Consider the following 21458-nt stretch of genomic DNA (forward strand, 5'->3'; position numbering starts at 1 on the left):
GGCCCCGCCCGACCCCCGGGCGGCAGCACGCCCGGGGGTGACCGCGCGATTAACTGATCTTCATCCAAGGGTCAGCGCGCCCATCCCGGCATAAGCCCTTTTGTCGCCCGGGAATGCCTTCCGGCTTGACGGGGCGGTGCCTACACGCGTGTAATTTCGTCCGTGTAGTTTCAACGCCTTCTCGGGGGAAGGAACCGGAGGGAAGGCATTGACCAGGGGGTTCCACGGGCAGGGAGGTGCGCTGTGAGCGAGGTGGTCATCCCGCTGGCGCACGGCACAGACGGCGAAGAAGAGTTGGGCTGGCAGGAGCGCGCCCTGTGCGCGCAGACCGACCCGGAAGCGTTTTTTCCGGAGAAGGGCGGCTCCACTCGCGAGGCCAAGAAGGTGTGCCGGGCATGCGAGGTGCGTACGGAGTGCCTGGAGTACGCGCTGCACAACGATGAACGGTTCGGCATCTGGGGAGGGCTCTCCGAGCGGGAACGCCGGAAGCTGAAGCGGCAGGCCGTCTGACCCGGCGGGCCGCGCCGCCGGATCCCGCGATCCGGAGCGTGCCCCGCGCGGCCACGCGTACAGTTATCAGCCGTGTCGGCTCCCGGGCCGGCACGGCTGCTGCCCGTTCAGCAGCGAAACCGTCGTCGCACAGATCGAGCGATCATTGGCCCCCACTCTCGATCGCCACGTCGTCACGGCCGTCCTCGTCGCGCATGACGGCGCGCGGTGGCTGCCGGAGACGCTGAAGGCGCTGCTGACACAGGCGCGTCCCGCGCAGCGCCTCGTGACCGTGGACACCGGCAGCCGCGACCGCGGCCCGGCCGTCCTCGCGGAGGTCGTCGGCGAGGACGGCATCCTCACGCTGCCGCGCACCACCGGCTACGGCGAGGCCATCGCCGAGGCGCTCAGGCGGGACGCCGCGTCCAGCCCCGTCCCCGACGACGACCCAGGGAACCCGCGCACCGAGTGGATCTGGCTGCTGCACGACGACTGCGCGCCCGACCGCGACGCCCTCGACCGGCTGCTGCGGACCGCCGGCACCGACCCCAACGTCGCCGTGCTCGGCCCCAAGGTCCGCGACTGGGACGACCGGCGCGTCCTGCGCGAGCTGGGCGTCACCGTGGACGCCGCCGGACGCCGCGACACCGGCATCGACCGCGACGAGTTCGACCAGGGCCAGCACGACGGCGTCCGGGACGTCCTCGCGGTGAGCAGCGCCGGGATGCTGGTGCGCCGCGACGTCTGGGAGAGGCTCGGCGGCTTCGACGTCGAGTACGGGCTCTTCCGCGACGACCTCGACTTCTGCTGGCGGGTGCACGCGGCCGGGTACCGGGTCGTCACCGCCAGCGACGCCGTCGTGTACCACGCGGAGGCGTCCCGGCGCGGGCTCCGCGAGATCGGCATGACCGCCGAGCACCCGGCCCGCCGCGACCGCCGCAACGCGATCCACACGCTGCTGGCGAACCAGCCGCTGCCCGCGATGCTGCGCGGCCTCGTCCGGAACGTGTGGGCGTCGCTCGTGCACGCGCTGTACCTCGTCATGACCAAGCGGCCGGGCGCGGCCCGCGAGGAGCTCCGCGCGCTCGGCGACGTGCTGCGCTCGCCCGGCCGGCTGCGGCGGGCGCGGGCCGGCCGCGCGGACGGCCGCAAGCGGGTGCAGCGCACCGTCCGGCGGTTCCAGTCGCGCTGGGTCGTGCTGCGCCGGGCCGGCGAGACGGTCTCCGAGTACGCCGCCGCCCACGAGCGCGACCGCGAGGAGCAGGACGACGAACTCACCGCCGACGAGCCCGGCCCGATCCGCCGGTTCCTCGCCCGGCCCGGCGTCATGCTCGTGCTCGCCCTCGCCGCCGTGGCGGCCGCGGCCGAACGGTCGCTGCTCACGGCCGCCGGGCGGCTCGGCGGCGGCGCGCTCGTCCCGGCCTGGGGCGGCGCGAGCGACCTGTGGGCGCAGTACCTGTCCGGCTGGCAGCCGGTCGGGCTCGGCTCCGACACGGGCAGCCCGCCCTACGTCGGAGTGCTCGCCGTGCTGTCCACGGTGCTGTTCGGCAAGCCGTGGCTGGCGGTGTCGGTCCTGCTCCTGGGCAGCGTCCCGCTCGCCGGCCTCACCGCCTACCGCGCGTCCCGGCTGCTGGTGACGGACACGCCGCGCACGGGACGGCGGGCCGCCCGCAAGAACGGCCGCCGCGTCCCGGTGTCCGCCGTCCGGGCCTGGTTCGCGGCCGCGTACGCGCTGCTGCCCGCCGCGACCGGGGCCATCGCGGGCGGGCGGCTCGGCACCGCCGTCGTCCTCGTGCTGCTCCCGCTGATCGCCGTGCACGCCGCCCGCGTCTACGGCTACCCGCGCTCGGAGGCCGCCGCGCTGGACGTCCGGACGCGCCGCAAGCGGGTCGGCCGCGCCGCGTGGACGGTCGCGCTGCTGCTCGCCGTCTCGATGTCCTTCGTGCCGCTGATCTGGGTGATCGCCCTGCTGGCCGCCGGGATGGTGTGGGCGCTGCTCGACCGGCCCGGCCGGCAGGGCCTGCGGCACCTGGCGATCGCGCTCGGCGTCCCGCCGCTGCTGACGCTGCCGTGGACGGCCGGGCTGCTGCTGCACCCGTCCCGGTTCCTGACGGAGGCGGGCCTGCACCGGCGGTTCGAGCCCGCCGCCGCGGCCGACCTCCTCGCACTCGACCCGGGCGGGCCGGGCACGCCCGCCCGGTGGGCGCTCGCCGGGCTGCTCCTGGCCGCCGTGCTCGCGCTGCCGCTGCGCAGCCGCCGCGGGCACGTGCTGGCCGGCTGGCTGCTGGCCGTCTTCGGGCTGCTCGTCGCGGTGCTGATCAGCGCCGCCACCGTCACCAAGGGCGCCGACGAGGCGCCCGTGTGGCCTGGGGCCGCGCTGCTGTTCGCGGGCGCCGGAGTGCTGCTCGCGGCGACCGCCGCCGTCCAGCGCGCCACCGAGGCCCTGGCGGGCAACCACCTGATCTACAAGGCGGGCGGCGCCGTCGTGGTGCTCGCCGCGCTCACCGCCCCGCTGCTGTCGGCCGCGCTCTGGGTGGCCGGCGGAGCGGGCGGGCCGCTCGGCAGGCTCGACCCCGACACGGTGCCCCAGTTCGTCCATGGGCCGGGCGGGCCGCGGACCCTCGTCCTGCACCGGGAGCCGACCGGGCGGGTCTCCTACACGCTGCTCAGGGACGCGCGGCCCCGGCTGGGGGAGTCGGAGGTCGCGGGCGACGGCCGGGCCCACGACCGCCTGGACGACCTCGTCGCGGGCATGGCGGCCGGACGTGAGGGCGACGAGGGCCCGGCGCTGACGCGGATGGGCGTCCAGTACCTGCTGGTGCCGCACCCCACGAAGGACCCGATCACCAAGGTCCTGGACGCGTCGCCCGAGCTGACGCGCCTCAGCCGGACCGGGACGTTCGCCGTATGGCGGCTCCAGTCGACGTCCGGCCGGATGATGCTTCTGCAAGGCAACACGGTCACGCCCCTCCCGGCGGGACGGATCAACGCCCGCATGCAGATCCTGCCTGGGACGGGTCCACGCACGCTCCTCCTGGCCGAACCGTCCGACGGCGGGTGGCGGGCCACGCTGAACGGCAAGGAACTCAACGCGCGGACGGTGGACGGCTGGGCGCAGGGATACGCCGTCCCCGACTCGGGAGGCGAGTTCGAACTGACCCGGTCGATGACGATGCGGCACACGTGGATCGTCATCCAGGGCATAGCCGTCCTGCTCGTGGTCGTCCTTGCACTGCCCGGCGCCCAGGCCGACACGTTCGTGTTCACCGGTGAGCGGGAGCGCGGCCTGCGCGGACGGCGAGGCGGACGGCGAGGACGGCGCCGCGCGGGCCGTCCCCGCGTCCAGCACGAGGCACCGCCCGCCGAGCCCGTGCAGGAGCCCAGCCCTGAGGAGGTGTCGTGATGGACAGGCTTCCTGTGGACAGGATCCTGCGGCTCCTCGGCATGCGCTACGCGACCGCCGCGCTGATGCTCGTCGCCGTGGCCGCCCTCTATGGGGCCGCGAGTTTCTCCCGTCCGGGCGAAGCATCCGAGGACGGACGTGAGGCGCCGGTCACGAACGCCGTGATGGTCTGCCCCGGGCACGAAGGCGGACGGCTCGCCGTGCAATCCCTTGCGCAGAAGAAGGGCGGCGGTCAGGTCGCCATGACCCCGACCAAGGGCGGGTCGCCGCTGGGGTCCATGACGTCGCCCGGCCAGGGCTGGGACGAGGACACCAAGTCGGGCGAGGACTCCTACACCCTGCGCGCGACCGGCGCCATCGCGGGCGGGCTGGAGGCCGAGCAGACCACCTACGAGGACGGCGGCGACGACCGCGGCCTCGCCGGCGCCCGCTGCGCCACGCCCGGCACCGACCTGTGGTTCATGGGGCCGGGACCCGTCGCCGCCGACGAGCTCGACCTCTACCTGACGAACGTCGACTCCCAGCCCGCGTCCGTCGACGTCACCGCGCTGTCCGGGGAGGGCCCGCTCGACACCCCCGACGGCCGCGGGACCCCCGTCGAGCCCTACACCACCAAGATCATCAAGATCGGGGGCTCGCCCGAGGGACTCGGCGACATCGTCAAGACGGCCACCGACCTCGCGCTCCACGTCCACGCCGGCAGCGGCCGCGTCGCCGCGTCCCTGCGCGCCAGGATCGGCGAGAAGAAGGGCATCGAGTGGCTGCCGCAGTCACCCGGGCCCGCGACGTCCCTGCTCGTCCCCGGGGTGCCGGGCGGCTCCGGGAAGCGGCGGCTGCTGGTGTCGGTCCCCGGCGAGGCCGACGCCCGGATCAAGGTGCGGGTCATCACCGCGGACGGCGCGTTCGCCCCGCAGGGGCAGGACGTCCTGGACGCCCCCGGCAAGAGCGTGACGTCCGTCGCCCTCGACAGTGCGCTCTCGGGGAAGGCCGCCGCAGTCCGCCTCGTCGCCGACCGCCCCATCCTCGCGGGGTTCGCCGCCGACCGGGGTGCGGACGTCGCCTACGGCACCGCCACGCCGCCGCTCAGCGCATCCGGACCGGGCGTCGTCGCCGACAACCGGTTCGACTCGTCCATCGTCCTGACCGCTCCGGCGGGGGGTGCGACGGTGCAGGTCACGACCATGAACGCGCAGGGCGGCGGTGGGCCGCAGGAGGTCGAGATCCTGGCGGGACGCACCGTCGAGACCAAGCTGACCGCCCCCGGCAAGGACGCGAAGGACGACGCCGCCTACGGTGCCGTGATCATGCCGAAGCCCGGCTCCGGCCCCGTCTACGCGTCGCGCACCCTGGCCACGGGCAAGGGCGACGGCTACCTCTTCACCGTCCTGCCGATCGTGCCGGCCCCGACGACCCTCCACCTGCCGGACACCGCCGGCTCCCAGACCGCCCTGACACCGGGCTAGTCGCCCGGCTACTCGTCGGGGAAGTCGTAGCTCGGGTCGACCGACTCGGGGGAGAGGCCGAGCAGGTCGGCGACCTCCTCGACGAGCAGGTCGCGGATCAGGCGGGAGAGCTCCACCTCGTCGGAGGCGCGCGCCTCGACGGGACGGCGGAACACCACGATGCGCACCGGAGGATCGCCGTCGGCGGGCGGTGGCTGGAGGACGGTTTCGCAGAGCGGCACGGGGCCGTCGGACGCCGGCTCGACGTCCGGCACCTCCTCGACCGCGAACTCCACCTCGGCCAGCTCCCGGCCCCAGCGCGCGCCGAACCGCCCGGCCTCGTCTTCGACGAGGTCGGCGAACCGTTCCGCGCGGGTCCGGGAGACCGGCGCTTGCGGGGGCGTCAGGGGGCCGCGGAGGCCGCGACCGTGCCGGTCGCGGCGCCGTACGCCTGCCACACGGGATCGCACGCCTCAAGAGTACCTCCGCGGTCCCGGCGGCTCCCGCGTACTGCCCCGTCCGGATTGCCCCGCGCAACGGTTCGTTTAGGGGGCTGTGTTGCGAAAAGAGTGGTTACAGTGGCGGGTGTACGGCTGCCGGGCCCAAGTGTCCGATGGTGCATGAAGGGTCGGTTTCCCCGTGTCTCCCCCGTCCCGGCGCGCACGCCGGAGTCGCGACCAGGTCACCGTCGCCGCCGCCCTGGCACTCGGCGTCGGGCTCCTCCTCGGAGGCGGCGGCTGGGCCCTCGCGATGCGCGACACCGGCTGCGACGGGTCGCGCCAATGGCTGTCGGTCACCGCCGATCCGGCGGTCGCGCCGGCCGCGCTCGCCGCCGCCGACCGGTTCAACGCCGCCCGGCGCGCGGCGGGGCAGTGCGCCTCGGCGCGGGTGGTCGCGAGCGACTCGGCCGAGGTCGCGGGCGTGTTCCGCGCCGGGCGCGGCACACCCGACGTGTGGCTTCCCGACTCGTCCCTCTGGCCGGATCTCGTGGGACGCAAGGCCGCCGGTAAGGCGCCCTCAGTCGCGTCGTCCCCGATCGTGTTCGCGGTGTCCAAGGCCACGGCGAAGCGGTACCGGACGGAGTTGGAGCGCCGGTCATGGGGCGCGTTCCAGAGGGGCCGCGGCGCACCGGCGTTCCATCTCCGGCTGCCCGATCCGGTGCGCACCGGATCGGGCATGGCGTCGTTGCTGGCGATCCAGGCGTCCTCTGGGGGCGGCAAGGGCGCCCTCGACAGATTCACCACCGTGCTGCGCACCGCCAAGACGTTCCCGCACGAGAAGGGTGTGGAGACCGTGTTCGGTGGAGGCGGCGCTGACGGATCGACGGTCGTCGCCGTTCCGGAGCAGGCCGTCCTGCAGCACAACACGAACCAGGTCGCGACCGTCTATCCCCACGCAGGGACGCCCTACCTCGACTTCCCCTACGTCGTCGCCACTTCCGACTCCAAGCGGAAACGAGTCGCCGACGGGTTCCTGGCAGAGCTGCGGTCGTCGCGGACGGCGGCGGACCTCAAGCGCGCAGGGCTGCGCGGCCCCGGCCCCGATCAGCGGACGCCGCGTCCGCTGCCGGTGGTGCGGCCAGGCGCGGCGGCCAAAATCCAGGAAACGTGGCGCAAGCTCGGGCAGGGCCTGAACGTTCTCGCGCTCATCGACCCGTCCCGTGGGACCGCCCCCATGCCGGGCGAATCGGGGACACGCCTGGACGCGATGCTGGAGGCGCTTTCGACCGGCTTCACGCTCGTCCCAGACGACTCGTCCTTCGGGCTCTGGACGCTCACGGGCGCACCGGCCCGCCCGTACCGGCAGGCCAGCCCGATGCGCGAGCTGGGCGCGCGCACGCAGACCGGCGGCAACCAGCGGCTCGGCCTCCAGGAGGCGCTCAAGCACGTCCAGCCGAGGCAGGGCGGAACGGCCGGGCTGTACGCGTCGATCAGGGCCGCCTACAAGGAGGTCGGACGCAACTACGAGGACGGCAAGCTCAACGTGGTCCTCGTCCTCACCGCGGGAGGTTCACCCAGTGCCGGGCGAACCGAAATCAGCCGAACGGTCAAGAAACTAGGGGATACCTTCGACGCGCGGCGCCCGGTGAGCGTCATAGTTCTCGGGTTCGGCGCCGAGGCCGCCCCGTCATTGCGGAAGGTCGCGGCCGTCACCGACGGCGGCGCCTACAGGATCGAGAATCCGGGGACGGTGATGCAGCTCTTCTTGCGTTCCGACCAGCTTCGCGTCTGCGACGACCCCCGTTGTCCGGACTAGCCGGGGTGTCCGGGCAGGACGAAGCGTCCGCACAACACGAGCCCGCACAATACGAGGGCCGGCCCGCCACGACGCGGCTCGCGGTGACGTTCCGGTTGCTCCTGCTCTTGCGCGGCCTCCTGCTCGCCATGGCCGTCGTCCTGCACGGCAGCGGCGGGCTGGGCCGCGATCTGGGGATCGCCATCGCCCTGCTCGGCGTGGAGACCGCGGTCGCGCTGGGCGCCTGGCGGCCCGTCCTGCGGCTCCTGCGGCGCATGCCCCTGCTGTGCTGCCTGGACGCCCTGCTCGTGTTCGCCGTCCTCGTCGAGGGCGGCGTCTTCGGGCCGTTCTTCCTGTTCACCGTGATGACGGCGGCGATCGCGGGCGTCCTGTACGCGTGGGGGCCGGTGCTGCTGGTGTGCGCCGCGCAGATCGCGCTCTGCTTCGCCGCGATGGGGCCCGCGTCGCCCGCCGACCGGCACGATCCCGGGCTGCTGATCGCACTGCCCGTCTTCTACCCGCTCGCGGCCTGCGCCGGAGTCGCCCTGCGGATCCTGTTCGACCAGTACGCCGAGGCGGAGGAGGCGCGCCGCCGCGCGGAGGCCGCCCTCGCCGCCGCCGACGAGCGCACCCGGCTGGCCCGCGAGATGCACGACTCGCTCGCCAAGACCCTGCAGGGCATCACGCTGTCGGCGGCGGCGCTGCCCGTCTGGATCCGCACGTCCCCGGACCGGGCCGAGCGCGACGCCCGCGACATCCTGTCCGCGCTGCGGGTCGCCGCCCGCGAGGCCCGCGGGCTGATCGCCGACCTGCGGGAGGAGGCGTACGGGCTGCCGCTGCCCGCCGCCGTCGGCAGCGTCGCCGCCGGATGGAGCCGGGCCGCCGCGATCCCCGTCGAAGTCGCGGCCGGAGGGTGGCCCGGCGACGACATTCCCGTGGCCGTCCGCTACGAGATCGTCTCGGTGCTGAAGGAGGCGCTGACCAACGTGGAACGCCACGCGCGGGCCGGACGGGTCGAGATCCGGCTGCTCGGATCGGCGGACGGCCTGGAGCTGTCCGTCCGCGACGACGGCGCCGGCTTCGTCCTGCCGGACGGGGAGCGCTTCGACCTGCTCGCCCGGGACGGCCACTACGGCCTCGTCGGCATGGCCGAGCGGGCCCGCCGCGCCGGCGGCCGCCTGCGCCTGCGGTCCGCCCCCGGGCACGGCACCACCGTCACGATGACCGTCGCGCGCGCCTCCTGGCCCGCCGCGGACGCCCCCGAATCGGCCGGGCACGCGCGGTGAGCGGCCGCGTGCGCATCCTCGTGGTGGACGACAACCCCGTCGTCCGCGCCGGCCTGATGAGCATCCTGGAGGCCGGCGGAGTGGAGGTCGTCGGCGAGGCCGTCGACGGTACCCAGGCGGTCGAGCTGGCCCGGCGGCTCCGGCCCGACATCGTCCTGCTGGACGTCCGGATGCCCGGCGTGGACGGCGTCGCCGCGGCCGGGCCCCTCAGCGTCCTGTCGAAGGTCCTGATGCTGTCCTACGACACCGACGCGGACGTGATCGGGCAGGCCGTCCGCAACGGCGCGTCCGGCTACCTCGTGCACGGCACGTTCGAGGCGGACGAGCTGGTCGCCGCCGTCCACGACACGGTCGCCGGACGGTCCAGCCCGCTGTCGCCGTCCGCGAGCCGCGCCGTCGTCGAGGCCCTGCGGCGCGAGCCCGCCCCCCTCCAGGCGGCGGCCCGCGACGATCCCGGGCTGTCCCCGCGCGAGGCCCAGGTGATGGACCTGATCGCACAGGGCCGGTCCAACGGCGAGATCGCCGGGGCCCTGGTCGTGTCCGAGTACACGGTCAAGAACCACGTCAACCGGATCTTCGCGAAGCTGCAGGTCCGGACCCGGGGCGCGGCCATCGCGCGATGGCTGGGCACCGCACGGTGAGGGGTCGGGACCACACGGATTGTAACCGTAACCTCGGAATTCGCCCGGTAACGGCGACACGTTCGCCCGGGTGGTGGCGGAGCCGGGTGGGGGGAGGTACGGTCAGCCATCGTGAGCCCCGTCCGCACCTGCTCCCGCACCGCCTGCAAGGCGCCCGCAGTGTTCACGCTCACGTACGTCTACCGCGACTCCACCGCGGTCCTGGGACCGCTCGCCACGTACGCAGAGCCGCACTGCTACGACCTGTGCGCGGAGCACTCCGAGCGGCTCACCGCCCCGATGGGATGGGAACTGGTGCGGCTCCCCGTCGAGGAGGAGTCCGAGCCCAGCGCCGACGACCTCGAGGCCCTCGCCGACGCCGTCCGCGAGGCCGCCAGGCCCGCCCCCGGCAGCGGCCACGAGCCGGTCGGGCAGGGCACCGAGGTCGGCCGCCGCGGCCACCTGCGGGTGCTGCGCTCCGAGCCCGCCGGAACCCAGCCCGGCCAGGAGTGACCGAGGCCCCGCCGCGTCCGCCCGTCCCGGTAGGCTCGTGAACCTGCCGTTTTCCGCGCACGGTTCTTCGGACAGGGAGCAGGAGTGGGCGACCTCGCCACGATCTTCAAGGCGTACGACATCCGCGGCGTCGTGCCGGACGAGCTCGACCCCGCGGTCGCCGCGGCGGCCGGTGCGGCGTTCGTCCGGGTGACCGGGGCGGACGCGGTCGTCACGGCGCACGACATGCGCGAGTCGTCCGTCCCGCTGGCCGAGGCGTTCGCGCGCGGCGCGACGTCCCAGGGCGCGGACGTCGTCGAGGCCGGGCTCGGCTCCACCGACCTGCTCTACTATGCCAGCGGCAGCCTCGGCCTGCCCGGCGCGATGTTCACCGCCAGCCACAACCCGGCCCGCTACAACGGGCTGAAGCTGTGCCGCTCCGGCGCCCGCCCGGTCGGCCGCGACACCGGCCTCACCGAGATCCGCGAGATGATCGAGAACGGCGTCCCCGGGTACGACGGCGAGCCGGGCACCGTGACGCGGCGCGACATCCTCAGGGGCTACGCCGACCACCTGAAGACGCTCGTCGACCTGTCGTCGATCCGGCCGCTGAAGGTCGTCGTCGACGCGGGCAACGGCATGGGCGGGCACACCGTCCCGCCGGTGTTCGAGGGCCTGCCGATCGACCTGGTGCCGATGTACTTCGAGCTGGACGGCACCTTCCCCAACCACGAGGCCAACCCGATCGAGCCGGCGAACCTGCGCGACCTGCAGGCGAAGGTCCGCGAGACGGGCGCCGACATCGGGCTCGCCTTCGACGGCGACGCCGACCGCTGCTTCGTGGTGGACGAGCGCGGCGGGATCGTCGCCCCGTCCGCGATCACGGCGCTGGTCGCGACGCGGGAACTGGCCAAGCATCCGGGCTCCTCGATCGTGCACAACCTGATCACGTCCAAGGCCGTGCCGGAGATCGTGTCCGAGCACGGCGGCACCCCGGTCCGGACGCGGGTCGGCCACTCGTTCATCAAGCAGACGATGGCGGAGACGGGCGCGGTGTTCGGCGGCGAGCACTCGGCGCACTTCTACTTCCGCGACTTCTGGTTCGCCGACTCCGGCATGCTCGCGGCCCTGCACGTCCTCGCCGCCCTGGGCGAGCAGAGCGGGCCGCTGTCGGACCTGCTCGGCGAGTACACCCGCTACGCCGCGTCCGGCGAGATCAACAGCGAGGTCGCCGACCAGGACGCGGCCACCGCGGCCGTCCGGGCCGCCTTCGCCGGCCGCCCCGGCGCCGAGCTCGACGAACTGGACGGCCTGACCGTGGCCGACGACGCCGCCGGCTGGTGGTTCAACCTGCGGCCGTCCAACACCGAACCGCTGCTGCGCCTGAACGCCGAGGCCGGCGACGAGGACACCATGGCGGCGATCCGGGACGAGGTCCTGGCCCTGGTCGGGAAGAAGTGACCAGGCCGGCGAAAAGTGACTGCAAGGGAGATGTGACGCTGCCATGACGATGAAGCTGGACTCCTGGCTCCTGGAGATCCTCGCCTGCCCGAACTGCGGCGGCGGCCTCAGCGCCGACGAGGGCGCCGGCGAGCTGGTGTGCACCGGCTCCTGCGGCTACGCCTACCCGGTCCGCGACGACATCCCCGTTCTCCTCGTCGACGAGGCCAGGGCCCCCGCGTCGTGAGCTCGCTCGACCCCTCGCGCCTGGAGGACGCGGAGGCGGCCGAGGCGGCGGATCCCGGGGGAATGCTGCGGCAGGTCGCGTCGGCGGCGGCCCAGGTGCGGGAGGCGCAGCGGACGGCGGCCGAGGCCGGCGTCGCGAGCCTGGCCGAGGACGGCAGGCCCCGCGCGATCGTGGTCGCCGGGATGGGCGCCGCCGGCATCGCGGGCGACGTGCTCGCGGCCGTGTGCGGGGAGGGCTGCGCCGTCCCGGTGTCGACCGTGCGCGGCTACCGGCTGCCCGGCTGGGTGGGCGCGGCCGACCTGGTCATCGCCGTGTCGTCCTCGGGCGGCACGGAGGAGACCCTTGAGGTCGCGGCGGAGGCGGCCCGGCGCGGATGCAGGCTGCTGTTCGTCGGCGGGGCGGAGTCACCGCTCGCGAGCCTGGCCGGCAGGAGCCGCGGGGTGTTCGTCCCGGTGCGGTCGGCCGGGCAGCCGCGCTCGACGCTGTGGGGCCTGACGATCCCGCTCGTCCTCGCGGCGCGGGCGATGCGCCTGGCGGACGTCTCCGACGCGGTGCTGGAGTCCACGGCCGCGCGGCTGGAGGACATCGCGCACCGCTGCCGTCCGTCCAGTGAGCCGTTCGTCAACCCGGCCAAGCGGATCGCGCTCGACCTGGCCGGCGACGTGCCGATGGTGTGGGGCTCGTCCGCCGTGGCGAGGACGGCGGCGTACCGGCTGTGCGGCCAGCTCGGCGAGAACGCCAAGTACCCGGCCGTCTTCGGCGAGGTCCCGGAGGCGGGCCACAGCCAGCTGATGGCCTTCGACGGCTTCTTCGCCCGCGGCGCCTCCCCGTCCGACCCGGACGACTTCTTCCGCGACCGCACGGACGACCCCGAGCACGGCCTCCACCTCGTCGTCATGCGGGACGTGGCGGAGCATCCCCAGGTACGCAAACGGTGCGAGGCGGCCGCCGAGATGGCCCGCGCCCGGGGCGTGGCGGTCACCGAGATCAAGGCCGAGGGCGAGCATCCGCTGGAGAGAATCGCCGGCCTGATCGCGTTGGCGGACTATGTCACGGTTTACTTGGCTATCGCGCTGGGCGAGGATCCGACGCCCGTGCATGCCGTTCAAGAGCTCGAAGCGAGGATTGCGTAGATGAGTGCTGAGGGTGGAACGAAGGCCATCGTCGCCGCGCTGGCCGCCAACCTCGGGATCGCGGCGTCCAAGGCCGTCGCGTTCGCGTTCACCGGTTCGTCGTCGATGCTGGCCGAGTCGATTCACTCGGTCGCCGACTCGGGCAACCAGGGGCTGCTGCTGCTCGGCCGCAAGCGGTCCGAACGCGACCGGACGCCGGAGCACCCCTTCGGCTACGGCCGCGAGCGCTACTTCTACGCGTTCGTCGTCGCCGTCGTCCTGTTCACCGTCGGCGCGGCGTTCTCGCTGTACGAGGGCTACCACAAGATCTCCCACCCGGAGGAGGTCAAGTCGCCGGTGTGGGCGTTCGCGGTGCTGATCGTCGCGATCGGCCTGGAGTCGTTCTCCTTCCGCACCGCGATCAAGGAGTCGAACCAGGTCCGCGGCGAGCAGTCCTGGTGGAGCTTCATCCGCCGCGCCAAGGCGCCCGAGCTGCCGGTCGTCCTGCTGGAGGACCTCGCCGCCCTCGTCGGCCTGTTCCTCGCCCTGTTCGGCGTCTCCATGGCCGTGGCCACCGGCGACGGCGTCTGGGACGGCGTCGGCACCGTGGCGATCGGACTGCTGCTCGGCGCGGTCGCGACGATCCTGGCGATCGAGACCAAGAGCCTGCTGATCGGCGAGGGCGTCGACCCGCAGACCGAGCGGCGGATCATCGACGCGCTGGAGTCGGTCGACGAGGTCGACCACCTCATCCACATCCGCACCGAGTACCTCGGCCCGGACGCGCTGCTCATCGCCGCGAAGATCGCCGTCAACCACGACGACACGGCCGCGGACGTGGCGCGCGGCATCGACGCCGCGGAGGCGGTGGTCCGGTCGCAGATCCCGGAGGCGAGGCTCATCTACCTGGAGCCGGCGCTGGACGAGGCGTCCCGCAAGAGCGTTTCGGTGGCGAAGCCGAACGGGGACGACCCCGCCGACGCCTGAACGGGCGGCCGGCTCCTGAACGGACATGGGACCCCTCGCCGGGCGGCCGCGCGCTGCCGGCCATTCCCCAGCCCAGGCGAGACCGGCGGAGTGCCTCCGAGGAGGCGTACCGCGGCCGTCCGGCGAGGTGCTTTCCCATGCCTCCCCGCCCGGACCCCTGAAACCGGGCGGTTCTGGTGTGACCGCGGCGGCCCCGCCGAACCCCTAAGTCGGCGATGGCCACCGTCGCGGTCACGGTTAGAACACTACGGTCGCGGCGCCGTCCGGCACGTCCCCCTCAAGGAGGGAACGCGGGTGGTACTCCAGACGGATCCCGGCCGCCCGCATACATCCGGGCGGTGAGGCCATCGCTCGCCCCAGCGGTCAGTATTGAGGGGTGAGCACCGATGACAAGGCCCGGACCGGACCCGACCCCGCGGGGTTCGGCCCAGCCGTCGCGCACCACGCGTGGCGGCTGTCCGGCCGGATCGTAGCGGGCGTCGGGCAGCTGCTGCTGTGGATCCTCACCGGCATCGGCACCCTGCTGCGTCCGGCGGCGGTCAAGCTCGGCGCACGGCTGAACGGCGGCGCGCCCCGCCGCCCCGGCCCGCCGGGGGCGCCGTCCGGGGAGACGGCGCCGCTGCCCCGATGGCTCAACACCTGGCGGGAGGTCGTCGGCTCCTGGTACTTCGCCCCGCTGACCGGCCTCGCCCTGACCATCGCCGCCCTCGCCGAGCTGGCGCCGCGCGTCGACTCGCCGCTCAGCCTCGCCGGCGGCTTCGCGGTCGCGGCGACGCTCCCGCTCGTGTGGCGCCGCGAGAACCTGCGCCCCGTCGCGGCCGTCGTGCTCAGCGCGTTCGCCGCGAGCCTGCTCACCGGGCAGATCCTGCTCGTCACCACCAGCTTCGCGGCCCTCTACACGCTGTACGCGCTCGGACGGCAGCTGCCCCGCCAGTCGACGGGCGTCCTCGCCATCGGCAGCGTCGCGACCATCGCGGTCGTCTACCTCGCCGCCGGGACGCTCGACGACGTCCCGTGGCCGGCGCCGATCGTCGCCGTCCTCGCCGCGATCGGGCTCGGGGACGCGCGGCGCGTCGTCGAGTCCGCCGGCCGGACCGAGGCCGCGGCCGCCGAACGCACCAACGAGACCCTCACCCGGCTCACCGCCGTCCAGCGGGAGCAGGCCGTCATGCGCGAGCGCGCCCGCATCGCCCGCGAGCTGCACGACGTCGTCGCGCACTCCGTCTCCATGATCGCCGTGCAGGCGGAGACCGCCCCGTACACGATGGACGCCCTGTCGCCGCAGGCCCAGGCCGGCTACACCGAGATCGCCAGGACGGCCCGGGAGGCGCTGGTGGAGATGCGCCGGCTGCTCAGCGTGCTGCGCGCCGACGCCAAGCCCGAACCGGACGCGGCGAACTCCCCGCAGCCGCGGCTGGACCGGCTGCCCGACCTGATCGAGCAGCACCGCGGCGCCGGCGGCCAGGTCGACCTCGCGGTGCACGGCGACCCGCGCGACCTGTCCACGACGGTGGAGCTGTCGGCGTACCGGATCGTCCAGGAGGCGCTGACGAACGCGCGGCGGCACGCGCCCGGCGCGGGCGTCCACGTCGACCTGATGTTCCTGCCGGACCGGCTGGCGGTCCGCGTCCGCGACGACGGCGCGAACGCGTCCACGCAGGTCCTGAACCGGCGGAAACCCGCCCCCCGTACAGCGGTACTGGATCCCGCGGGCCCGACCTCCGCGGACGCCGGGCGCACCCGCATGGAATCGCCCGGGTCCGGTGGCGGACATGGCCTCGTGGGGATGCGGGAACGTGCGACCATGCTGGGCGGGCGGTTCGCCGCCGGCCCGGCCACCGAGGGCGGGTTCCTGGTGGAGGCCGAGCTTCCGCTGACGAGTGAGGGGAATTCCATCCGTGGACACGGTACGCAGCCGCCGCCCGGCCGCTCCTGACCCTGCCGTCCCCGATCCTGCCGCTCCCGGCCCCGCCGTCCCCGCTTCTCCGGGGCGGCCCCGGTGATCAACGTGCTGATCGTCGACGACCAGACGATCGTGCGGGCCGGGTTCGCCGCCCTGCTCGACGCGCAGGAGGACATCAGCGTCATCGGCGAGGCCGGCGACGGGCGCGAGGCCGTCCGGATCGCCGAGCGGAGCCGTCCCGACGTCGTCGTCATGGACATCCGGATGCCCGGCATGGACGGCATCGAGGCCACCCGCCGCATCCTCGCCCTGCCCGGCGCCGAGAACGTCCGGGTGCTGGTGCTGACGACGTTCGACGTCGACGAGTACGTCTACGAGGCGCTGGCGGTCGGCGCGAGCGGCTTCCTGCTGAAGGACGCGACCGCGGACGAGCTGGTCTCCGCCGTCCGGGTGGTGGCGCGCGGCGACTCGCTGCTCGCGCCGCAGGTCACCGGGCGGCTGATCCGCGAGTTCACCAAGCAGCGCCGCAACCGGCCGCAGGCGCCGTCGGAGCTGGCGACGCTGACCGCCCGGGAGACCGAGGTCCTCGTGCTGATCGCGGGCGGCCTGTCCAACGGCGAGATCGCCGCGCGGCTCGTCGTCAGCGAGCACACCGTGAAGACGCACGTGGCGCGCGTCTTCACCAAGCTCGGCCTCCGCGACCGGGCGCAGGCCGTCATGCTCGCCTACGAGTCCGGCGTGGTCGTCCCCGGCGAGAGCGCCCCCGGCTAGCCGCGGCGGCGCAGCAGGCGCATCGCCTTCTCCTTCTCGAAGTCCAGTGCGCGGGCCGGGGGAGCGGAGAGCCGTCCGATGCGTTCGCCCAGCTCACGCACGTACGCCTGCACCTGCGGCTCGGCCAGGACCCGGAGCCCGAACGCCAGCTCGGCCGGGCCGATGTCGTAGCGCTTCTCCAGCGCGAGGGCGAGCGCGACGGCGCGCAGTTCGGCGTCCCCGAACCGGCGGTGCCCGCCGCCGCGCCTGGTGAGGGCCGCTTCCCGGGTGACGGGCAGCAGCCCGAGGGCCTCGCGGTAGCGGAGCATGCGGGGCGAGGTGCCGAGCCGCCGGGCGGCCTCCGTGATGCGCATGGAGCAATTCTGACAAATTCGTGTTAGAAAGTCGCCCCCGACCGTGCTTCCCGGTACCCGCCGCCCGTAGACTCGCCCCGTTGACGCGGCGGTGGACACCCCCGTCAAGAATCCGCGCGCACCGCACCGAGGGAGCAACGAAAGCATGGACTACAAGGTCGCCGACCTGTCGCTGGCCGACTTCGGGCGCCGGGAGATCCGGCTCGCCGAGCACGAGATGCCGGGCCTGATGGCGGTGCGCGAGGAGTACTCCGCCGCCAAGCCGCTGCGCGGCGCCAAGATCATGGGCTCGCTGCACATGACGATCCAGACGGCCGTGCTGATCGAGACGCTGGTCGAGCTCGGCGCCGATGTCCGCTGGGTGTCCTGCAACATCTTCTCCACCCAGGACCACGCCGCCGCCGCGGTCGTCGTCGGCAAGGACGGCACGCAGGACAAGCCGCAGGGCGTCCCCGTCTTCGCCTGGAAGGGCGAGACGCTCGAAGAGTACTGGTGGTGCACCGACCAGGCCCTGCAGTGGCCGGACGGTGCGGGCCCGAACATGATCCTGGACGACGGCGGCGACGCGACCCTCCTCGTCCACAAGGGCGCCGAGTACGAGAAGGCGGGCGCCGTCCCGGCCGCGACCGAGGACGACCCCGAGGAGTTGGGCGTCGTCCTCGACACGCTCCGCCGGACCATCGCCGAGAGGCCCGGCCGCTGGACCGAGGCCGCCGCCGCGATCAAGGGCGTCACCGAGGAGACCACGACCGGCGTCCACCGCCTCTACGAGATGCACAAGGCCGGCACCCTCGCCTTCCCGGCGATCAACGTCAACGACGCGGTCACCAAGTCGAAGTTCGACAACAAGTACGGCTGCCGCCACTCGGTCATCGACGGCCTGAACCGCGCCACCGACGTGCTGATCGGCGGCAAGGTCGCGGTCGTCTGCGGCTACGGCGACGTCGGCAAGGGCTGCGCGGAGGCGCTGAAGGGCCAGGGCGCCCGCGTCATCGTCACCGAGATCGACCCGATCTGCGCGCTGCAGGCCGCGATGGACGGCTTCCAGGTCACCACCCTGGACGACATCGTCGACAAGGCCGACATCTTCGTGACGACGACCGGCAACTTCAACATCATCACGGCCGGCCACATGGGCCGGATGAAGCACCAGGCGATCGTGTCCAACATCGGGCACTTCGACAACGAGATCGACATGGCCGGCCTCGCCAAGACCGCCGGCATCGAGAAGATCGAGATCAAGCCGCAGGTCGCCGAGTGGCGGTTCGCCGACGGCCACTCGGTCATCGTCCTCGCCGAGGGCCGGCTGATGAACCTCGGCTGCGCCACCGGGCACCCGTCCTTCGTGATGTCCAACTCCTTCACCAACCAGGTCATCGCGCAGATCGAGCTGTTCACCAAGACCGACGAGTACCCGATCGGCGTCTACGTCCTGCCGAAGCACCTGGACGAGAAGGTCGCCCGCCTCCACCTCGACGCCCTCGGCGTCAAGCTCACCGAGCTCACCAAGGAGCAGGCCGCCTACATCGGCGTCCACGTGGAGGGCCCCTACAAGCCCGACCACTACAGGTACTGAGTAACCGCTGGGGCAGTATGGCTGCCGGACGGGTTTCAGCCCGTCCGGCAGCCGCCTTATTCGAGGGTGTTGATGAGCGATATCGCGGATGTTTCGCTGGCGTATGAGGGCGTCAAGCGGATCGAGTGGGCGGACCGGGGCATGCCCGTGCTGCGGCAGGTGCGGGAGCGGTTCGCCGCCGACCGTCCGCTGGACGGGTTGAAGGTCGCGGCGTGCATGCACATCACGACGGAGACCGCCGGGCTCATCCGCACCCTGCAGGCGGGCGGTGCGAGTGTGGCGCTCGCGGCGTCCAACCCGCTGTCGACGCAGGACGACACCGCCGCTGCCCTGGTGCAGGAGTACGGGGCCGAGGTCTTCGCGCGGGCCGGTATCGACCGCGAGGGGTACTACGCGCACATCCACCAGGCGCTGGAGACCGGGCCCGACCTCGTCCTGGACGACGGATGCGACCTGGTCAACACGCTGCACGTCGACCGCACGGACCTGCTCGGCACGGTGAAGGCCGGATGCGAGCAGACGACGACGGGCGTCATCCGGCTGCACCAGATGGCGCTTGAGGGCGCGCTGAAGTTCCCCGTGGTCGCGGTGAACGACACCGACACCAAGCACATGTTCGACAACCGGTACGGGACGGGCCAGTCGACGCTGGACGGGATCATCCGCGCGACCAACACCCTGCTGGCAGGAAAGACCATCGTGATCGCGGGGTTCGGGTACTGCGGGCGCGGCCTGGCGGAGCGGGCCCGGGGCCTCGGAGCGCGCGTGGTCGTCACCGAGATCGACCCCGTCAAGGCGCTGGACGCGGCGCTGCAGGGCTTCGGCGTCCAGCCCATGGAGCAGGCCGCCGCGGACGGCGACGTCTTCATCACGGTCACCGGCAACCGCGACGTCGTGAACGCCGACCACCTCGCGCTGATGAAGGACGGGGCGATCCTGGCGAACTCCGGGCATTTCGACGTCGAGATCGACGTGCGGGCGCTCGGCGACATGGCCGTCGAGGTGCATCGCGGCATCCGCCCGCAGACGGACGAGTACGTGCTGGCCGACGGCCGCCGCCTGGTCCTGCTGGCGGAGGGGCGCCTGGTCAACCTGGCCGCCGCGGAGGGGCACCCGGCGGCCGTGATGGACATGTCGTTCGCCGACCAGGCGCTCACGTGCGAGTGGCTCGCCACGGCCCACGCGGTCCTGGCCCCGGCCGTCCACGACGTGCCGAAGGAGATCGACACGGAGGTGGCGCGGCTCAAGCTGGCCTCGATGTCCATCTCCATCGATCTGCTGACCCCGGACCAGGAGGACTACCTGCACTCCTGGCGCCCCGGGACCTGACCCGTGCCCGCCGGGACGTACCTGCACCTGGACGAGGGCCTTGAGGAGCGCTTCCAGTGCGCGCCGGGGCCGGGCGGGTGGCGCTACACGTCCGCGCGTCCCGACGGCGTCCGCGTGGACCTGGTCGTGGACGCGCGCTGGCGCCAGATCCGCGTCGAGATCCTCGGCCCCGAGTGGTGGGTGCGAGGCGGTGTCACGGGCCCCGAGCTGGCGTGGGTGCGGGCGGCCGGTGAGACGGGCACCGAGCACGCCGAGCGCGCGTCCGGATTCGTCACCGGCTCACCCGGGTTCCTGGTGGCCGTGGCGCGTTCCTTGGAGCTGGACGAGGGCGGGCAGGCCGATGTGCGCCTGGTGCAACTGAGCGGCTCGTCTCTGTCGGCGCTGACGACCCTGTGGCGGTGGCGGCTGGCCGGGACGTCCACCTACGAGACCGAGACCGGGCCGCTGCCCGTCTCCGGGTACGAGGTCACGGACCTGGCCACGGGCGAGGTGGAGGAGCTGCACCTGGCCGGCGACGTCGTCCTGGCGGCCCCCGGGATCGAGCTCACCGACCTGGAGTCCCCGCCCAATCTCGGGTGACGGTGCGTTGCGCTATCTTTCGTACTCCGTCCAGCAAGATCGGGTTATGGGGGCGCAGCGTGCACGGGCAGATTCCAGAGGGGCAGGGCGGGCCGCAGCCCGTCCCTCCGGCGGGTGGCCCGGTGCCGCCGGGCGGCGCCCCTGTTCCGCCGGGCGGCTTTCCCGTCCCGCCGCGGCCGAAGCGTCCCTCGCCGCTCGTCTGGGTGGCGGTCGCGGTCGCGGGCGTCCTCGTCGTCGGCAGCGCGGGTTTCCTGATGTTCCAGGATCAGCGGAAGCGGAACGGCCCGGTGAAGGCCGAGCAGTGCGTCGACAAGGGCTTCGGGACGGACGAGGGCAACCGGATCCCGGCCAGCCTCCGCGTCGGCTGCGACGACTCCGGAGCCAAGGCGAAGGTCCTGAAGATCACCGACACGGGCGAGGCGTCGGGCTTCCGGTTCAGTTCCCGCTCCGAGCCCGACTGCCCCGGCGGGACGGACGGCGTCACCAACGTCCGCGGCAAGTCCGACGACAAGAAGTATTACGAGGCGTGCGTGCGCAACCTCAAGGGCCCGCACCCGGGCGATCCGGGCGCGGGCGGCGCGTTCCTGTCCGTCGGCGACTGCGTCAGCAGCGGGTCCGTCGGTTTCGGCAAGGAGCAGCCGTGCTCCAAGCCGGACTGGTACGGCAAGGTGATCGCGCGCGTCGACACGGAGAAGTCCTGCCCGGCGCAGACGCTGGAGGCCATGAAGCTGAAGTCCTTCGGCGGCGGGACGGTGAAGCGGCCCGTGCTGTGCCTCGGCGCGGGCGGCGGCGTGCTGTCCCCGGGCGACTGCATCGGGGACCCCTCGTTCAACATCGGCGACCTGGACAAGGCCGAGTGCGGATCCAGCAGCGCCATCGCCAAGGTCGTCGGCCGGGTGGCGACGACGCAGGAGTGCCCTTCCGAGGCCACCAACTACATGACGAGCAAGGGCGCCTACAAGCCGGTGCTGTGCCTGAAGAAGCTGCGGCCGACCCTGACGGAGAAGCTCCGCTCCCTTCCCCGCTGAGCCGTCAGGGGCCCTGGTAGGGGCCCTGCGGTGGCGGACCGGCCGCCGGGCCCGGATACGGCCCTGGCGGCCGCGGTGCGTTGAGGACGTTCTGGTACGGCCCGGAGCCGTACTCGGGTGGCGGGAGGAATCGCGGCTGCCCCGGGCCGGGGGCGCTGAACGGGGG

At 73.3% G+C, this 21458-nt stretch carries 19 protein-coding genes; 17 read left to right on the top strand and 2 right to left on the bottom strand.

Annotated features, from left to right (window positions below):
* Positions 1-243 precede the first annotated feature (243 nt).
* From E1293_RS28030 to E1293_RS28040, 3 genes are all read left to right on the top strand, one after another.
* Entirely contained in the window at positions 244-510 is a 267-nt protein-coding gene (locus E1293_RS28030) for a WhiB family transcriptional regulator (RefSeq protein ID WP_132200483.1), read from the top strand.
* Between the two features lie 145 nt (positions 511-655).
* Entirely contained in the window at positions 656-3892 is a 3237-nt protein-coding gene (locus E1293_RS28035; protein ID WP_132200484.1) for a glycosyltransferase family 2 protein, read from the top strand.
* A complete protein-coding gene (locus E1293_RS28040; RefSeq protein WP_132200485.1) occupies positions 3892-5355 on the top strand; it encodes a DUF5719 family protein in 1464 nt (487 codons plus the stop codon). The genes E1293_RS28035 and E1293_RS28040 overlap by 1 nt, the downstream gene beginning before the upstream one ends.
* A gap of 8 nt (positions 5356-5363) precedes the next feature.
* Here E1293_RS28040 and E1293_RS28045 read toward each other — a convergent pair whose 3' ends face one another.
* A complete protein-coding gene (locus tag E1293_RS28045) occupies positions 5364-5804 on the bottom strand; it encodes a metallopeptidase family protein (RefSeq protein ID WP_243716631.1) in 441 nt (146 codons plus the stop codon).
* A gap of 169 nt (positions 5805-5973) precedes the next feature.
* Here E1293_RS28045 and E1293_RS28050 point away from each other — a divergent pair, with 169 nt between their 5' ends.
* From E1293_RS28050 to E1293_RS28095, 10 genes are all read left to right on the top strand, one after another.
* Positions 5974-7590 carry a substrate-binding domain-containing protein gene (locus E1293_RS28050; RefSeq protein ID WP_132200486.1) on the top strand — a complete coding sequence of 539 codons (1617 nt, stop codon included), beginning with the start codon at positions 5974-5976 and terminating at the stop codon, positions 7588-7590.
* A gap of 5 nt (positions 7591-7595) precedes the next feature.
* Entirely contained in the window at positions 7596-8855 is a 1260-nt protein-coding gene (locus E1293_RS28055; RefSeq protein WP_132200487.1) for a sensor histidine kinase, read from the top strand.
* An 8-nt stretch (positions 8856-8863) separates the two neighbouring features.
* Complete coding sequence (locus tag E1293_RS28060; protein ID WP_243716634.1) at positions 8864-9496, top strand: response regulator; 633 nt, start codon at positions 8864-8866, stop codon at positions 9494-9496.
* A 111-nt stretch (positions 9497-9607) separates the two neighbouring features.
* Positions 9608-9988, top strand: a complete 381-nt coding sequence (locus E1293_RS28065) for a DUF3499 domain-containing protein (RefSeq protein ID WP_089315916.1) — start codon at positions 9608-9610, stop codon at positions 9986-9988.
* An 84-nt stretch (positions 9989-10072) separates the two neighbouring features.
* A complete protein-coding gene (locus E1293_RS28070; RefSeq protein ID WP_132200488.1) occupies positions 10073-11428 on the top strand; it encodes a phosphomannomutase/phosphoglucomutase in 1356 nt (451 codons plus the stop codon).
* Positions 11429-11471: 43 nt separating this feature from the next.
* Positions 11472-11654: a Trm112 family protein gene (locus tag E1293_RS28075; RefSeq protein ID WP_132200489.1), complete on the top strand. Its 183-nt coding sequence runs from the start codon at positions 11472-11474 to the stop codon at positions 11652-11654.
* Positions 11651-12787, top strand: a complete 1137-nt coding sequence (locus tag E1293_RS28080) for an SIS domain-containing protein (protein WP_243716636.1) — start codon at positions 11651-11653, stop codon at positions 12785-12787. The genes E1293_RS28075 and E1293_RS28080 overlap by 4 nt, the downstream gene beginning before the upstream one ends.
* Positions 12788-13753, top strand: a complete 966-nt coding sequence (locus E1293_RS28085; RefSeq protein ID WP_132200490.1) for a cation diffusion facilitator family transporter — start codon at positions 12788-12790, stop codon at positions 13751-13753.
* Between the two features lie 376 nt (positions 13754-14129).
* A complete protein-coding gene (locus E1293_RS28090; RefSeq protein WP_132200491.1) occupies positions 14130-15689 on the top strand; it encodes a sensor histidine kinase in 1560 nt (519 codons plus the stop codon).
* A gap of 63 nt (positions 15690-15752) precedes the next feature.
* On the top strand, positions 15753-16427 hold the full coding sequence (locus tag E1293_RS28095; protein ID WP_132200492.1) for a response regulator transcription factor: 675 nt from the start codon (positions 15753-15755) through the stop codon (positions 16425-16427).
* Here the strand turns inward: E1293_RS28095 and E1293_RS28100 are convergent.
* Entirely contained in the window at positions 16424-16780 is a 357-nt protein-coding gene (locus tag E1293_RS28100; RefSeq protein ID WP_132200493.1) for a MerR family transcriptional regulator, read from the bottom strand. The genes E1293_RS28095 and E1293_RS28100 overlap by 4 nt on opposite strands.
* Before the next feature lie 145 nt (positions 16781-16925).
* Between E1293_RS28100 and ahcY (E1293_RS28105) the strand changes: the two genes are divergently transcribed.
* The 4 genes from ahcY (E1293_RS28105) (at position 16926) to E1293_RS28120 (ending at position 21292) form a co-directional block, all read left to right on the top strand.
* On the top strand, positions 16926-18356 hold the full coding sequence (gene ahcY / locus E1293_RS28105) for an adenosylhomocysteinase (protein ID WP_132200494.1): 1431 nt from the start codon (positions 16926-16928) through the stop codon (positions 18354-18356).
* 72 nt (positions 18357-18428) lie between these two features.
* Positions 18429-19685 carry an adenosylhomocysteinase gene (gene ahcY / locus E1293_RS28110; protein WP_132200495.1) on the top strand — a complete coding sequence of 419 codons (1257 nt, stop codon included), beginning with the start codon at positions 18429-18431 and terminating at the stop codon, positions 19683-19685.
* 3 nt (positions 19686-19688) lie between these two features.
* Positions 19689-20264: a hypothetical protein gene (locus E1293_RS28115; protein ID WP_132200496.1), complete on the top strand. Its 576-nt coding sequence runs from the start codon at positions 19689-19691 to the stop codon at positions 20262-20264.
* A gap of 59 nt (positions 20265-20323) precedes the next feature.
* Entirely contained in the window at positions 20324-21292 is a 969-nt protein-coding gene (locus tag E1293_RS28120; RefSeq protein WP_132200497.1) for an LppU/SCO3897 family protein, read from the top strand.
* Positions 21293-21458: the final 166 nt, after the last annotated feature.

The sequence above is a fragment of the Actinomadura darangshiensis genome, assembly GCF_004349235.1.
Classification (GTDB): Bacteria; Actinomycetota; Actinomycetes; order Streptosporangiales; family Streptosporangiaceae; genus Spirillospora; species Spirillospora darangshiensis.